Origin of the sequence: Pseudomonas sp. NFACC56-3, from assembly GCF_900100025.1 — a bacterium.
In the GTDB taxonomy this organism is placed as follows: domain Bacteria; phylum Pseudomonadota; class Gammaproteobacteria; order Pseudomonadales; family Pseudomonadaceae; genus Aquipseudomonas; species Aquipseudomonas fluorescens_AA.
The window spans coordinates 455,565-471,043 of record NZ_FMTK01000002.1; the positions used below are offsets into that span (position 1 = coordinate 455,565).

Annotated in this window: 11 protein-coding genes; all 11 read right to left on the reverse strand. The window is 49.8% G+C overall.

Annotated elements, in window-relative coordinates; translation table 11 throughout:
• Nucleotides 1–55: 55 nt before the first annotated feature.
• Nucleotides 56–2,050: a polysaccharide biosynthesis protein gene (locus BLO80_RS05100; RefSeq protein WP_092327144.1), complete on the reverse strand. Its 1,995-nt coding sequence runs from the start codon at nucleotides 2,048–2,050 to the stop codon at nucleotides 56–58.
• Nucleotides 2,051–2,716: 666 nt separating this feature from the next.
• Nucleotides 2,717–4,726: a polysaccharide biosynthesis protein gene (locus tag BLO80_RS05105; protein WP_092327145.1), complete on the reverse strand. Its 2,010-nt coding sequence runs from the start codon at nucleotides 4,724–4,726 to the stop codon at nucleotides 2,717–2,719.
• 97 nt (nucleotides 4,727–4,823) lie between these two features.
• The gene (locus tag BLO80_RS05110) at nucleotides 4,824–5,840 is read right to left on the reverse strand and encodes an MraY family glycosyltransferase (protein WP_092327147.1); all 1,017 of its coding nucleotides are present in this window, start codon (nucleotides 5,838–5,840) and stop codon (nucleotides 4,824–4,826) included.
• Nucleotides 5,837–6,802 carry a UDP-glucose 4-epimerase family protein gene (locus tag BLO80_RS05115; protein ID WP_092327148.1) on the reverse strand — a complete coding sequence of 322 codons (966 nt, stop codon included), beginning with the start codon at nucleotides 6,800–6,802 and terminating at the stop codon, nucleotides 5,837–5,839. Before BLO80_RS05115 ends, BLO80_RS05110 begins: the two co-directional genes overlap by 4 nt.
• The gene (locus BLO80_RS05120; protein WP_175459456.1) at nucleotides 6,802–8,055 is read right to left on the reverse strand and encodes a glycosyltransferase family 4 protein; all 1,254 of its coding nucleotides are present in this window, start codon (nucleotides 8,053–8,055) and stop codon (nucleotides 6,802–6,804) included. Before BLO80_RS05120 ends, BLO80_RS05115 begins: the two co-directional genes overlap by 1 nt.
• A gap of 14 nt (nucleotides 8,056–8,069) precedes the next feature.
• Nucleotides 8,070–9,200 (reverse strand): non-hydrolyzing UDP-N-acetylglucosamine 2-epimerase, encoded by a 1,131-nt coding sequence (gene wecB, locus BLO80_RS05125; protein ID WP_092327151.1) that lies wholly within the window; start codon nucleotides 9,198–9,200, stop codon nucleotides 8,070–8,072.
• 164 nt (nucleotides 9,201–9,364) lie between these two features.
• Entirely contained in the window at nucleotides 9,365–10,480 is a 1,116-nt protein-coding gene (locus tag BLO80_RS05130; RefSeq protein ID WP_092327153.1) for a UDP-2-acetamido-2,6-beta-L-arabino-hexul-4-ose reductase, read from the reverse strand.
• A 3-nt stretch (nucleotides 10,481–10,483) separates the two neighbouring features.
• On the reverse strand, nucleotides 10,484–11,521 hold the full coding sequence (locus BLO80_RS05135; protein WP_092327154.1) for a polysaccharide biosynthesis protein: 1,038 nt from the start codon (nucleotides 11,519–11,521) through the stop codon (nucleotides 10,484–10,486).
• An 11-nt stretch (nucleotides 11,522–11,532) separates the two neighbouring features.
• A complete protein-coding gene (locus tag BLO80_RS05140) occupies nucleotides 11,533–12,738 on the reverse strand; it encodes a glycosyltransferase family 4 protein (protein WP_092327156.1) in 1,206 nt (401 codons plus the stop codon).
• Nucleotides 12,735–13,901 (reverse strand): EpsG family protein, encoded by a 1,167-nt coding sequence (locus BLO80_RS05145; protein WP_092327157.1) that lies wholly within the window; start codon nucleotides 13,899–13,901, stop codon nucleotides 12,735–12,737. Before BLO80_RS05145 ends, BLO80_RS05140 begins: the two co-directional genes overlap by 4 nt.
• The gene (locus tag BLO80_RS05150; RefSeq protein ID WP_092327198.1) at nucleotides 13,898–15,181 is read right to left on the reverse strand and encodes an oligosaccharide flippase family protein; all 1,284 of its coding nucleotides are present in this window, start codon (nucleotides 15,179–15,181) and stop codon (nucleotides 13,898–13,900) included. Before BLO80_RS05150 ends, BLO80_RS05145 begins: the two co-directional genes overlap by 4 nt.
• Nucleotides 15,182–15,479 lie beyond the last annotated feature (298 nt).

Genomic DNA, 15,479 nt, shown 5'->3' on the forward strand with positions numbered 1-15,479 from the left:
CTTAGGCGATGATGGATCGCTGTCAAAAATGTGTACGTTACAGCGTATGTAACAGTCAGGGTTCAAGACGCCGCTGCTGATAGATCCAGTCGACAATCTCTCCGTCCGGTGCGTAACCGCTGACAGTCTCCCGAAGCAGCTGGCGGACCCTGGTATAGTCATCGTGCTCAATGGCGGCCAGCAACTCGGCCAGCTTGGTCTTGAGCGTGTCCCACGACAAATGGTCCTCATTGGCACTCATGATCATCGGGTGCTGGGTGGCGGCGACGTTATCGCCAATCAGCAACTCCTCGTAAAGCTTCTCGCCTGGGCGCAGGCCGCTGAACTCGATTGAAATGTCACCGTGGGGGTTCTTTTCCGAACGAACGCTCAGGCCAGACAAATGAATCATTTTTTCCGCCAGCTCGACTATCCTCACCGGCTCGCCCATGTCCAGTACAAACACATCCCCGCCCAACCCCATGGAGCCAGCCTGGATCACCAATTGCGCGGCCTCGGGAATGGTCATGAAATAGCGGGTGATCTTGGGATGGGTAACAGTCAACGGCCCGCCGGACTTGATCTGTTTATGGAACAGGGGAATAACCGAACCGGACGAACCCAATACATTGCCGAACCGGACCATGGTAAAGCGCGTTTTGTTCACCCGCGAGACGTTACTCATGTCGCCGAACAACACTGGGGCCAGCTCACGACTGAGGGCTTGCAATGTCAGCTCCGCGAGCCGCTTGGTGCTGCCCATTACATTGGTCGGGCGCACCGCTTTATCGGTGGAGATCAAGACGAAGTTCGATACCCCCGCCTGTAACGCAGCCTGTGCTGTGTTCAATGTGCCGATTACGTTGTTCAGGATGCCTTCGGCGATGTTGTGCTCGACCATCGGGACGTGTTTATAAGCGGCGGCGTGATAGACCGTATCGACACCCCAGGTCTTCATCACGTCCAGCAACTTGTCCTGATCTCGTACCGATCCCAGGATAGACAGCAACCGAACCGACAACGACTCTCGAATGATTCGAGGTTCAAGCTCGGACAGAATGCTATAGAGATTGAATTCGCTATGCTCATACAGCAGCAGCGTAGTCGGCTTCAATGCCAGGATTTGCCGACAAAGCTCGGAGCCAATCGACCCGCCGGCACCAGTGACCAGAACCGACTGTCCAGCGATGCAACGCTCAAGCAGGTCAGCTTGTGCAGGTACCGAATCACGCCCGAGAAGGTCCGCGATGTCCACTTCCTGGATGTCATCGACCTTGACCCGACCGCTGGCCAGGTCCATGAAGCCCGGGACGCTGCGCACATGCAGCGGAAAACCTTCAAGCAGCGCCAGTATCTCCCGACGACGCCCACGTGATGAGGAAGGCACCGCCAGCAGAACTTCTTCTGCGCCGGTTGTATCGATCATCTTTTGAATATTTCTGGGCGCGTAGACCTGCAACCCGGCGATCACGCGGTCTGTGATATTGCTGTCATCATCGATAAATGCAACCGGTCGCATCACCCGCCCCATGCGTAGCGCGGCCACTAATTGATTACCAGCGGCCCCCGCTCCGTAGATAGCAACCTTTGGCAGTCCATCGTCACGATTGGTGAATGGAACATGTTGAGCTGCGGCGAACCAGTCGCCCAGGAAATACTGCCGCATCATCAGGCGTAAACCGCCAATCATGACCAGACTCAACCACCAATAATTGAAAATAATGGAGCGCGGTACCACGGTTTTATGATTGCTGTACCAATACACCACAAGGGCCAGCAACAAGGCCGAAAGGCTGACCGCCTTGCAAATCGTGATCAGCGCATCATTACCAAAATAACGCATCACAGCGCGATACATGCCAAAGCGGATGAAGATCGGAATGGCAACCAACGGGGCGGAGCCGAAAAGCCATAAATGCGTTGCAATCGGGCTGGCCAATGCTTCAACGCCCAAGCGAACGACGAAGGCCAGCCAGAGGGCAATCCAGACAAGAAGAATGTCTGTTGCCACTTGTATCGCCCGCTTGTGGCGTCGCGGCAATCCCAGCAGGGCGACTCTTAACTTATCCATAAATCCTTTACGCATCTTGACCTGCCTCTGGCGCAACTCCGTTTTTATTGAACCGGTCGACGTCACGCATCACTGATAAAACACTCATCAAAAAAGAATACCTGTATCAGCTTCCAAGATCTCTGGTCATCCCAGCGTGAGCTGAAGCTCATGGCACCGGCGGCACAAGTTCATGCCTGACTCATCGCACCAGGCTCCAGAGCACGGACCAGCCGACAGGCACAACGGGGTCGAGCAGATGGCGCCCGTATGTTAATGGCTGAGGCGAGCAACCTACCATAGTCACGGATCGTCAAGATATGTTCACACATTAGCGGCAAGGTCTGAAGACGCAGTGGCGCTGCGCAATCAGTCGAAATCCACATAATTCTCGGCGAATCGAAGTACTTGGAGGAACGCTCAGCGCAGCCTCTTTTGCGCACTTTTGTATTGGCTTGTAGCAATAGGCTATCGCGCGTCAGCAAGCCCCGTCATGAAGGGAGCATGCCCATAATGACATTCCCAGGCCAACAGGAAATTAATGAAAGTTTTTTACTACTGATACACGATATCCACAGCCCATCCGGAAGTTGAGTCCTCGACCCAAACGAACTGTTTTACGGACTGCATCCGTTCGCTGACTTTGAACGGGATGCCGATCCTTCCAGCGACCGCCAAAGTGCTACCTTAGCGGTCCCTGTGTTTTGGAATCAGTCGTCGTTGCTGGAATATCCAATCGACGATCTCGCCTTCGGGCGTGTAACCACTTACGGTTTCGCGTAGCAGCATTCGGACCCGTGAATATTCATCCTTGGTAACGGCGGCCATCAACTCTTCCAGTTTGACCTTGAGTTGTTCCCATGGCAGATGGTCTTCATTGGCGCTCATGATCATGGGGTGCTGAGTCGCGACCACGTTGTCACCGATCAACAGTTCCTCATAGAGCTTCTCTCCCGGGCGCAACCCCGTGAACTCAATCGCAATATCACCGTGCACGTTCTTCTCGGAACGCACATTCAAGCCAGACAGGTGGACCATTTTCTCAGCCAACTCGGCGATCTTCACCGGTTCCCCCATATCCAGCACAAACACATCGCCGCCTCGCCCCATTGAACCCGCCTGAATCACCAATTGGGCTGCTTCCGGGATCGTCATGAAGTAACGGGTGATATTGGGATGCGTGACGGTGATGGGGCCGCCGGATTTGATCTGCTGCCGGAAACGCGGAATGACCGAGCCGGACGAGCCCAGCACATTACCGAAGCGCACCATGACGAAACGGGTCTTGTTGACCCGGGCAACATTACCGCTGTCTGCGAAGAGCACCGGCGCGAGCTCTTGACTGAGTGCTTGCAAGACCATTTCCGCCAGACGCTTGGTACTGCCCATGACATTGGTCGGACGCACGGCCTTGTCCGTGGATATGAGCACGAAATTCTCGACCTGGGCCTTCAACGCCGCTTGCGCGGTATTTAACGTACCGATGACGTTGTTAAGCATACCTTCGGCAATATTGTGCTCCACCAAGGGCACATGCTTATAGGCTGCTGCGTGATACACCGTCTCGACGTTCCAGGAAGTCATGACGTCAAACAATTTAGCCGCATTACGCACCGAGCCCAGGATCGGCAATAAGTTCACCGGGATAGATCGTCGGGCGATGGCCTCTTCCAGTTCACTCAAGATACTGTAGAGGTTGAACTCACTATGATCGAACAACAGCAAAGTAGACGGTTGCAGGGCGAGAATCTGACGACAGAGTTCAGAACCGATCGACCCACCCGCTCCCGTGACCAGAACGACCTTTCCACTGATACAACGGGACAGAAGCTCGGGTTGCGCAGGCACCGCATCGCGCCCCAACAAGTCGGCAATATCGACCTCTTGGATATCGTCAACTTTCACACGGCCGCTGGCCAGGTCCATAAAACCCGGCACACTGCGTACGTGCAGTGGATAGCCTTCCAGATACTCGAGGATTTCGCGGCGTCGCGCACGACTTGCCGAGGGAACGGCCAACAGCACTTCTTGAGCGCCGGTGAGTTCAATCATCTTCTGGATATGCTTGGGCTTGAACACCTGCAAACCAGAGATCATTCGATTCGCAATACTGGTGTCGTCATCAATGAAAGCTACCGGCTGCATGTGTCGACCAATACGCAAGGCCGCTACAAGCTGATTACCGGCGGCCCCGGCCCCGTAGATCGCCACTTTGGTAAGACCGGCACCACGATTGACGAAGGGCACTTGACCGGAGGGAATGAACCAATCACCCATGAAATACTGGCGCATGAGCAATCTCAAACCGCCGACCATCACCAGGCTGAGCCACCAGTAATTGAAAATAACCGAACGCGGCACAGGCGCCATATAAGAAGCGCCCCAGTACACCACGAGCGCCAATACCAACGCGCTCAGACTCACAGCCTTGACAATTGCGATCAAGGCATCGTTACCCAGGTAACGCATGACAGCCCGGTACATACCAAAACGAATGAACAGCGGGATAGCAATTAAAGAAGCACTGACAAGGAGCCACGGATGACTGCTAAACGGATTGATCATCTCGTCGAAGCCAAGGCGCACTGCGAACGCCAACCACAAAGCGGCCCAGACCAGCAATACATCGGTTACGACCTGAAGCAGGCGTTTCTGCCGCCGTGGCAGCCCCAGCAATGCAACGCGAAGTCTATCCATGGATGTTTCCAGCACCTTGTTGTTCGTACCATTCTCGTTATGTCCAGCTGTCCGATGACAGCCTTCCATGACCCATTTCACATCTTTACCCGGTATATCAGGCGCCCTCCAACTGGCCGGCCTTGAACTTGAAAGCCAATAGCACCAGGGGCACGTAGGCCAGCAAAACACCTGTCAGCCCATCCAGCTTCAGGACCACGACGCACCACGCCAAGGGGAACAACCACAGCACGTTGATCGCCGCCACTGCCAACGTGACAGGACGATGACGCCCATAACGGCGCGAGGCGAACTGATAGGCATGGCTACGATGGGCCTCGTAGACTTTATCTCCCCGCAGAAACCGCCGAATCAGGGTGACAGTCGCGTCGACGATAAACACCCCCAGCAGGATCAGCCATGCCCAAAACAAGGGTGGGGAAACCCAGGCGGCTTGCAGGGACATGATCCCAAGTGCGATACCCAGGAAGCCACTGCCCGCGTCGCCCATGAAGATTTTCGCGGGTGGAAAATTCCAGAACAAAAAGCCCAGCACGGCAGCTGCCAAGACCAGCGGCGGCCAGATCAGGTCGGTAAAACCCGACAGTACGTAGAGAGCGCTCGCCCCCAGGCAGGCCAGCACAGCCTCTATACTGGCGATACCGTCAATACCGTCCATGAAGTTGTACAGGTTGAGAATCCAGACAAGATAAAACGCAGCCAGGGCATGTCCTATCCAGGATAGATCAACACTGACCCCAAACAGGTCCAGGGGCGCCAAGCCTTCAAGCCATGCCAACGCCCAGACAGCGGCACTGAAATGCCCAAGCAATCGCCACCGCGCCGCAATATGTCCATGGTCATCCATGAAACCTACGATGGCGACCAATGCACCCGCCCCACCTAATGCGACCAGGTAGTGAAGCTGTACCAAACCCAGTTGCCCCAGCACGGGCAACGTCAGTAGGAACGCCACGACGATGGCGACGCCCCCGCCCCGTGGCGTCGGGATACTGTGGGAGCTGCGTGCATTCGGAATATCAATGATGCTACGCGCCAAGGCATAGCGACGCAGCCCCGCAGTCATGAGCAGCGACACCACCGTGACAGAGGCAAATAACCAGAAATACATCATTTAGCTTGATTCATCCTGAAATACTGTGCGGTCTTGGCTAGTGCATCATCGACGCCCACGGGTGGGGTCCAATTCAAAAGTGTACGGGTCTTCTCGATACTGACCTGCAGCGAACCACACAGCCGTTGGGAAAGTGCTTTCCTGCCCAGCATGCTGGCGCCACGCTCGAGCAACCAACTGGGGACTGGAATCAACCGCGCGGGTTTACCCAGCGCACGGGCCATCCGGCTGAGCAACATCGTGGTCGACAGATCTTCTCCATCATTGACCAGGAAGGTCTGGTTCGCCGCCGCCGGGTGATCGATACACGTCACGATGAGGTCTACCAGGTTATCGATGCTCACCAGGCTGCGCCGGTTATCGATGGCGCCGAATGGTAAAGGCACGCCTTTGTCCAACCAACGCATCATGTTCAAGAAATTTGCCTTCACGCCAGGCCCATAAACCAGGACAGGCCGGATGATGACCACTTCCATGCCTGTCGCCTGCGCAACTTCCCGCAGGCCTTGCTCGGCCTCCTGCTTGGATACGCCATACGGGTCCGTTGGCGCAGGTACATCGTCGGCGGTGTAAGGTTGGCCGGCCGACGTACCTTCTCCGTTCACCTTGATGGAGCTGATGAAAATAAATCGACGGACGCCGGCTTCAGCTGCTTGCCTTGCAAAATTCAGCGTTCCTTCCACATTGACCTGCCGAAAAGCAGCCAGCGGATCAGCTTCCGTATCATTCATTACGTGGACACGAGCGGCGCAATGAATGATTGTCTCCACGTTGGCCAAGTGTGCGTGCCATTGGGTTTGCGCAGAAAATGAGTCGATTCGCACCGTGTTGACAGGCATTGATAAATGCCGATCACCGCGAACCACGGCAACTACCGATCTCCCCGAGTCTGCCTGCAACCGTATGGATACCGCCCCACCTACAAACCCGCTCGCTCCGGTCACGAGAATACTTTTCTGCATCAGTGGTTCACCTTCCGTAGCGTGGCTTTTCTGAACATATCTTCCAAACGCGTCAGTAGTCGCTGCTTGGAGTAGTGTTGAAGATAATAGTCACGGCCGCTCTCCCCCATGACCTTACGCAGGGGGGGAGCGATGTCCGCCAATGCCCGAGTGATTCGTGCCAAGCCATCCGCATCGCCGGATGCACATGTAAAACCCGCACCGGACTCGTCAATTACACGTGCGGCTTCCCCATTGATCATACCTAGCAAAGGCCTGCCCGAAGCCAGGTAAGCCTGGACTTTACCGGGAATGGTTTTTTCAAAAACATCATTGGTCTTCAGTGATACCAACAGTGCATCGGCGTTGGCAAACAAGGCAGGCATGGCATCCAATGGATGCCTGCCCAAGAGCAGAACATTGTCCAAGCCTCGCGCACTTACCTGTTGGCTTAGCCACTGACTCATCCGGCCATCACCGACAATGACCCAACGCACAGCAACTTTCCCACGCAGTTGCTCAGCAGCGTCCAGAATGGCTGGGAAATCCTGGGCCTCACCCAGATTTCCGGCGAATACCACCGTGAACACCGACTCCTCACGTGCAAGTAACGAGGTCGACTGATCCGCAGTTGCAGAGAAGTCGTCTTCAGCCCAACTGGGAAAGTAAATCAAGCGCTGCGGGTCTATGGGCCGAGTACAGTAGCCTTTGACGTTCTCAAGAAACCCATTGGATTGCAGCAAAAGGTAGTCAGCACGGTTATAGATCCAGGATACCATCCGACCAACCATTGACAATAATACCGGCTGTTTCAATACGCCAACCGCCTTTAGAGTGTCCGGCCACAAATCCAGCACCCAAATGAACACAGGGGCCTTCTTCAAACGACCGATCACCAAGGCAGGAATAGCCGCCATGATCGGGGAAACTGCGTAGACGAATACGGCATCGAAGCGGCGTCCTCGTAACGCATAGGTACCCAAGGTCGAAGCACTGGAAAAAAAACTCAGGTAGTTGAAGATCAACCGGATACTGCGTTTGCCGCGCGAGAGCATAGGCACCCGGACAATAGAGGCACCCTGATATTCGGCGAACTGCGCAGGGGCTGCCTTGTAGGCTTCAAACACCTCTCCTTCTGGATAATTAGGCACCCCAGTAAGCACCGTGACCGAGTGTCCTTTTTGGATGAAGTCACGTACCAAATCGTTGATGCGCATGTTCTCTGGCCAGAAATACTGTGTGACCACCAAAATATTCAGCTTGCTCTCTGGCATTTTCACAACTCGACTCAATACCGCTTCCAAACAACACGGTTTACGTAGTCGGTATAGCTATGCAGAATCCTGGCAACTTTTTCGGAAACGTTAGGCATGCTGTAGTCCGCCACCAAGCGAAGGCTACGCTCACTACCTGATAGTTGTGTCTGAAGAATATTCAGTCCTTGCAGCACTCGCTCGACTTCCAGCCCCACCATCATCACGGCAGCTTCTTCCATCCCCTCTGGTCGCTCATGAGCTTCGCGCAGGTTCAAGGCTGGAAAATTGAGAATGGAAGACTCTTCGTTGATGGTGCCGCTGTCAGACAGAGCCGCACGCGACTCGAGCTGCAGCTTGTTGTAGTCCATGAATCCCAAGGGTTTGAGCAATCGGACATTTTCATGAAACACGATGCCCATGGCATCAACACGCTTTTGAGTGCGCGGATGGGTAGAGACGATAACAGGCTGGCCAAACGTACTGGCCACGGTATTGAGTACCTCTACCAATTTGAGGAAATTCTTATCCGAGTCGACGTTCTCTTCGCGGTGAGCGCTGACTATAAAGAACTTACCCGCTTCCAAACCAAGTCGTTCCAGGACATTTGAAGCCTCGATGCTGTCGCGATAATGGTTGAGCACCTCAAACATAGGACTGCCCGTTTTGATGACACGATCGGCAGGCAAACCTTCGCTTAGCAAATAATCTCGGGCGATAGTGCTATAGGTCAGGTTGATATCTGCTGTATGGTCAACGATGCGTCGGTTTATTTCCTCAGGGACGCGCATATCAAAGCAACGGTTTCCAGCTTCCATATGGAATGTGGGGATCTTGCGTCGCTTGGCGGGAATAACAGCCATGCAACTGTTTGTATCGCCCAGTACCAGCAAGGCTTCAGGCTCAATGGTAGCCAGCACCCGGTCCACGGCGATGATTACATTGCCGATGGTTTCCGCGCCAGTGCTCCCGGCTGCATTCAAGAAGTGGTCAGGCTTTCGGATGCCTAAGTCCTGAAAGAAAATTTCGTTCAGCTCGTAGTCGTAATTCTGCCCAGTATGAACAAGGATGTGCTCACAATACTGGTCCAGCGCGGCCATGACTCGCGACAAGCGAATAATTTCCGGACGGGTCCCGACTACAGTTACGACTTTTAGTTTTTTCATTTGCTAAGGCCACTTTTAAAATAAATTAAACTTGCTTAACATATCAGCCGCAATGCCACCGGACTGCAAAGTCAACGATGGTCACTCAAGGTCTCGGCATGAGATGAAATATTCAGAGACTTCATTCGCGCGTCTACTGATACACCTTCTCTGAACATTCGATGCTAAGCCTCCGTACCAACGGGTAGCGCATAAGTATCCGGTGCAGCTCGATCAAAAATCTCGTTCGCCCAAAGCATCACAATCATTTCATCGGTGCCAATATTCGTGATGTCATGTGTCCACCCTGGCACCGTTTCAACTATTTCAGAACGTTCACCTGTTGTGATCAACTCATAGAATTCACCTGACACTATATGGCGGAATCGAAAACACGCAGTGCCTTTGATAACAAGAAACTTTTCCGTTTTCGAATGGTGATAATGCCCGCCACGAGTAATGCCTGGGTGTGCCGTGAAATAAGAAAACTGGCCAGAATCCTTAGTTTTCAACATCTCAACAAAAGCGCCCCGAGGATCAACGTGCCTTGGAACTTCGTAAGTAAATTGATCTGGAGACAGGTAGCTGAGGTACGTAGAATACAACGCCCGACACAAGCCTGTTCCAACACGCTCGGAGATCATCGTATCGCGACTGTCGCGAAAGGATTCCAGCTGCTCAGCTAGCGCTCCTACAGTGGTATCGTAGTGAGGCACCTCAACATAAGGTGTGCCTTTTCTTCTTCCCTCCAGAACATCCATAAAGCATCGTACAACATCATCGATATACGTAAGCTTTAAAGACGAACTTGGATCATTTATTGTAATCGGCAATCCATGAGCAATGTTATGGCAAAATGTAGCTACAGCTGAATTGTAGTTAGGCCGCGCCCATTTACCGAACACGTTGGGCAAACGAAATATATGTACTGGAGATCCGGTTTCGTTTTGCAAATCGATTAATAATTGTTCAGCCCCAAGCTTACTGCTTCCATAGGGATTATCCAAAGAAGCTTGAGTGGACGATGTATAGACCACAGGTACTGACTGACCACGTTTTCGGATCGCATCGCAGAGGATACCAGTAAGGTCAGTGTTACCCTTTTGGAAATCCAGAGGATCTAGAGGACGGTTGATCCCAGCCAAATGGAAAACAAAATCCGCTTGATCAATTAAACCTGGAAGACTCGCGATAGAATCATTACGTGTAAATGATAATACCTCAACATCGGATTTAACACTAAAATGCGATACGAGATTTCGGCCAATAAAACCGTTAGCACCTGTGATCAGAATTTTCATTAATTACTCCTCAGGTGTCGCGTGCTCGCCGCGCTGAATCGCACGCATGAAGTCCAATTTTAGCAACAGTTCCTGCATGCCTTTTACATCGAGACGCTCAGTATTATGAGAGTTATAATCTTCGGTACGGGAAATTTTTGTTTCACCTTGCTCCACAAACTTAGCATAGTTCAGATCGCGTAGATCAGGAGGCACACGGAAATAATCACCACGGTCCTCTGCACATGCCATTTCTTCGCGACTAAGCAAAGCTTCAAACAATTTCTCGCCGTGCCGTGTACCAATTACCTGAATAGGGTGATCTGGCACATCAAGCATGCGAGTCAATGCTTGTGCCAAGACTTCAACCGTAGCTGCCGGAGCTTTCTGAACGAACATGTCGCCATTCGAGCCGTGTTCAAACGCATACAATACAAGATCCACAGCATCCGCAAGCGTCATCATGAATCGAGTCATATTAGGATCAGTCAGACTCAGAGGAATGCCTGACCTAATTTGATCGATAAACAAAGGAATCACCGACCCTCTTGAGGCCATTACATTCCCATAACGCGTACCACAAATCACAGTGTTGTTATCATTTCGCGACTTGGCAACCATCACCTTTTCCATCATCGCTTTGGAGATCCCCATTGCGTTGATTGGATAAACGGCTTTATCAGTGCTGAGGCAAACGACGCGCTTCACATCATTCTGTATGGCTGCCTCAAGCACATTATCCGTGCCCAGTACGTTAGTCTTAACGGCTTCCATAGGATGAAACTCGCAAGAAGGCACTTGCTTCAAAGCGGCCGCATGAAATATGTAGTCTACTCCGCGTGTAGCGTTAAGAACACTTTGAAAGTCCCTAACATCACCAATGTAAAACTTCAACTTACTATTGGCATATTTTTTACGCATATCATCTTGTTTTTTTTCATCTCGGCTAAATACACGTATCTCTTTGATATCGGTATTTAGAAACCGCTTGAGCACTGCATTACCGAAGGAACCTGTTCCCCCGGTGATTAAAAGCGTAGAATCCTTGAATGAAATAGCCATGAACCACCCCTTTACAATAATGAAATAATGATACTTCTCGCGTTTTCTACGCTCAAGTTTTTTTCATAATAATGTCGACCGTTCCTGCCGAGCTCTGTGCAGAGCGCTGAATTCTCAATCAAAAAATCCAGCTTTGCCTTCAACGCCGCCGTATCACCAGCCACGACAGCATAGCCACCGCGAACGTCGTTTTCCAATATGTCGCCAAAATCCGTAACCGAATCCAGCGATGCCAGAATCGGCAGTGAAACTTTAAAGTAATCAAGAGATTTAGATGGAAAACTGGGCACCGTTAATTTTCTCGACAGCGATATCAAACCGACATCGCACGACTGGACAACGTGCTCATATTCTTCGCGGGGAATATAATCAATAAATATAACATTCCGTAACCCACGAGTCACAACTGCTTTTTGTAGACGCTCTTTTTCAGTGCCTTTACCAATAAAAACAAAAGCCACTTCATCTTTTGAATACATTGCAGCCAGATCAAGAATATTTTCCAATTCTTGCACGATTGACATGGCACCACCATATATCGCAACAAATCCTTCCGGTGGCAAATTATACTTTTTCCGAACTTCAATTTTATCGACTGGTTCAATCTGCTTGATTTTTGCCCAGAGCGGCAAAAGTGTTACTTTTTCCTTTGAAACGGATGGGAAATTATCGAAAAGAAATCGAGCATTTCCTTCAGTCATACAGCCTATTCGATCAAAACTGGTATACATCAATTGTTCCAGATACCGAAAAAAACCGAAGAACAGCTTATTTCTGATCGCACCGAGATCTTTTAAATAAAAAGGAAAAAAATCCCACAGCACAAGAAAACTTTTTGAACCATATCGTTTTCTAAAGAACCGGGACAACCCTAAAATCGTGACGCAAGGCGTATTCGCTATGAGCAAATCACAGCGCTTAATCTCTTTGGCAATTTTGTACCTTGCCAGAAAGGGAAATATGAAAATTTTCAAAGCCGTGCCAATGGCACCGGAATTATAAAATATGGCAGGGAGCTTGATCCGTATTACTTTAATCCCATCGATAACCTTCGTAACCGATTCTGGCTCGTTTTTTAACCAAGAGAAAACGACGACCGTAACGTCACTTCCCTCTTCGCTCATAGAATAGGCCAGCTCATTGGTGAGCCAAGCGTCTTTTTTGTCGTCAGCATACTTCGTGGTAAGCAGTACAATATCTTTACGCAAGCTCATCATTTGGACCACAGCTCGTCAAGTTGATTGAGTAAGTTATTTGTTCGCTCCTGCCCCGTTGAATTGTGCATATCATAAAATAGCTGACTCTGGTAAGGAATATAAACGATAGAAAGTGGACTTGAGAGGAATCGATAAAACGGCAAGTACGCGACTATAGCCATTACAAAAACCGCAACCAGTCGGCTTGTATAATTCAAACGCAATAATATATTCATTGCCGCACCGATTAAAAACACTGCAAAAAAATACTGGTACCTAGTAGACAGCGTTGGGAATCCAAATATTATCAGAGGGATAAGCAGACCTACAAATGCCAGACGGTAGAGTATCGGACGCGCCAATTGATTTGTATTGTTTTGAACACCTACATTATCCCAAGCCACATAAATACTTGAAAAAATCACGATCGAAACAAGGACATAAGCCGTACGGTAGGCAAAAGAAGCATTAAACACATCCCTATCCAGATAAATCATGTATTTGGGATTCACATAAACTATAAGCACTTCTACAGCGGCACGGATGACATCCAACGAAGACAAGTACAGCCCCACCGACGCCACAAAAACGATTAAGAACGTCGTTCGACTTAAGGGGAACCAATGAATTAGCAGCAACAGCAGCACCCCACCCAACACCGAGTAGTGTATAGAGGCAGCGATGACAAACAGCGTAAATGCAAGAAATTGTCTTCCTGACAAAAATTTGTGCACCCCAAGTAAAAATATACTAACCGCCAACCCTTGCCTAAGTAATGAAAACGTGGGAATCAAATAAAAATCCGGGACCGAGTACATTACAGCCAACACAAGCAAACAATGCCTTGGGAAAAAACTCCTCACTACTATCGATATGAATACCACCTCTATGATAGAGAGCAAGGCGGAGAAATGTTCAAATGCCAAGTCAAAAAACGATGAAATACGAACGAGCCATTCATATCCAAATTCAAAATCAAGATAAAACTCTTGATCACTTCGTATCGCATCGTAATGTGATTCGTAGATGGGCCAGTCATACCCTGTCTGAAATTTCAAACCAACAAACAAGGAAAGAAGCGCCACTTGAAATGCATATATCATCTTAGACGGAGAGGCCGTCTTTTTCAGTGACAACAGGGCCAACATCCAAATCAACGCATATATAACGTTATACTGCATCATGATGCGACCGCCCCTAAAGACGTCGTTTTATTTCGGCTGATAAAAAACCATAGCAGCACTAAAAACAGCGAAATCAAGCCTTGCAGAACGTAGCCGTACGCCATACTTTCAAGCCCATACAGCCTGTAGAAAAAGATACATGCCGCCAGATGTAGAATTGCCGTGATCACTTCATAGAGGAGGTAGGCTCGAACGCGCTGTTTGGCAAGCATCACATAAAGAAATATCCAACCCAAACATTTTAGCCCATCCCCTATGACATATATCTTCAACACTTCTGAAGAGGCTGTGAAAGCTTCACCATAAATCAGCCAGACAATAAAACTTGCCAACTGGCCAACCACAAGAACCAGAACAACTCCAAAAGCCAAGGCTATGGCCGCCATTCGCCAAACAAAACCGTCCAGAGTTCGCCCTTCCATCGCACTATACTTTGGCAATAAAAGAGTAGAGAACAGCACGCTACAGATGCCCATATAGATATCGGACAGACGGGTGGCCGCATACCACAGTCCGGATTCAGCCATTGAGCTGCTCGTTGCGATATAGTTCCTCAGGAAGATCTGCCCTCCATACACAACCACTGCGGATCCCAAAGCCATGAATGAGTAAGAAACTAATATCCTTAGTATCTCACCATCGATTTTTTTAAAAACACCCGGTGCTCGCGGCAAACGAAATCTTTCTGGCAAAAAAAACATGCATACACCCGCAACAACCGGTGCAATTACTACAGAATAAACCGCCCCAACCTTTCCAAAATAAAATGAAATCGCGCAGATTGAAAGCGCCGTTATAAAAGCTGTAATCATTGAGTACCAAAAGTACTCATTATATTTCTGCATTCCATTAAAATAGGACACAAACAAATTATTTAGCCCTAAAAAAAAACCACCAAGTGGCAACAGTAGCAGCACTACGACCCACTCTCCCTCCAGAAAATAATTCGCTATCTCCCTACTTGAAATGAGCAAAAAAATAAAACAAATAAAACTCAAAAAAACCAACAAAAACGCAGAAGTCCGCACTATACTTTCTTTAGAGTGCTTATCTTCTGCGATTAGCTTTACCACACCAGTTGTAGTAACCGATGACACACCAGCACTTAATATTTGAAGAAAGGATTGTACCTGTCCAACTACAGCGATCCCACTGGGCCCAACATAAAATGCCACCACCTTTAGCGAGGCGACAGAAAACATCAATTTAAATATAGCCTGAACGGCAATATTTATGATCGGCCGAAGCATCCCCTTTCTTATTGCCGTACTGGCAACCATAGCGCAACACCTAACACGAGCAACAAAAAAAACCATAACGACATCATTTTCGAAGCTAGAAACCATTATCTATGTCGCTAGGTTCGATCGGACCTACAACCTGGGGAATCCATATCCAAAACTCCATTTCATCCAGATTGACGGACCAGCATATTTATGGTTTAGCACTAACGCTGTCAAAATCAGAATCACTGCCGATAAAATTCACTAAAAGTGATTCCATCTAGAGATACAAATTACTTGCATATCTATTGCCAGCCTACCTGAAATCTATCGATACAGACCTAAAGCCATGATA

Excerpts from the sequence above, each read along its gene's own strand:
- BLO80_RS05100 (WP_092327144.1), bottom strand. The coding sequence starts at position 2,050 with ATGGATAAGTTAAGAGTCGCCCTGCTGGGATTGCCGCGACGCCACAAG.
- BLO80_RS05105 (WP_092327145.1), bottom strand. The coding sequence starts at position 4,726 with ATGGATAGACTTCGCGTTGCATTGCTGGGGCTGCCACGGCGGCAGAAA.
- BLO80_RS05110 (WP_092327147.1), bottom strand. The coding sequence starts at position 5,840 with ATGATGTATTTCTGGTTATTTGCCTCTGTCACGGTGGTGTCGCTGCTC.
- BLO80_RS05115 (WP_092327148.1), bottom strand. The coding sequence starts at position 6,802 with ATGCAGAAAAGTATTCTCGTGACCGGAGCGAGCGGGTTTGTAGGTGGG.
- BLO80_RS05120 (WP_175459456.1), bottom strand. The coding sequence starts at position 8,055 with ATGCCAGAGAGCAAGCTGAATATTTTGGTGGTCACACAGTATTTCTGG.
- wecB (WP_092327151.1), bottom strand. The coding sequence starts at position 9,200 with ATGAAAAAACTAAAAGTCGTAACTGTAGTCGGGACCCGTCCGGAAATT.
- BLO80_RS05130 (WP_092327153.1), bottom strand. The coding sequence starts at position 10,480 with ATGAAAATTCTGATCACAGGTGCTAACGGTTTTATTGGCCGAAATCTC.
- BLO80_RS05135 (WP_092327154.1), bottom strand. The coding sequence starts at position 11,521 with ATGGCTATTTCATTCAAGGATTCTACGCTTTTAATCACCGGGGGAACA.
- BLO80_RS05140 (WP_092327156.1), bottom strand. The coding sequence starts at position 12,738 with ATGATGAGCTTGCGTAAAGATATTGTACTGCTTACCACGAAGTATGCT.
- BLO80_RS05145 (WP_092327157.1), bottom strand. The coding sequence starts at position 13,901 with ATGATGCAGTATAACGTTATATATGCGTTGATTTGGATGTTGGCCCTG.
- BLO80_RS05150 (WP_092327198.1), bottom strand. The coding sequence starts at position 15,181 with ATGGTTGCCAGTACGGCAATAAGAAAGGGGATGCTTCGGCCGATCATA.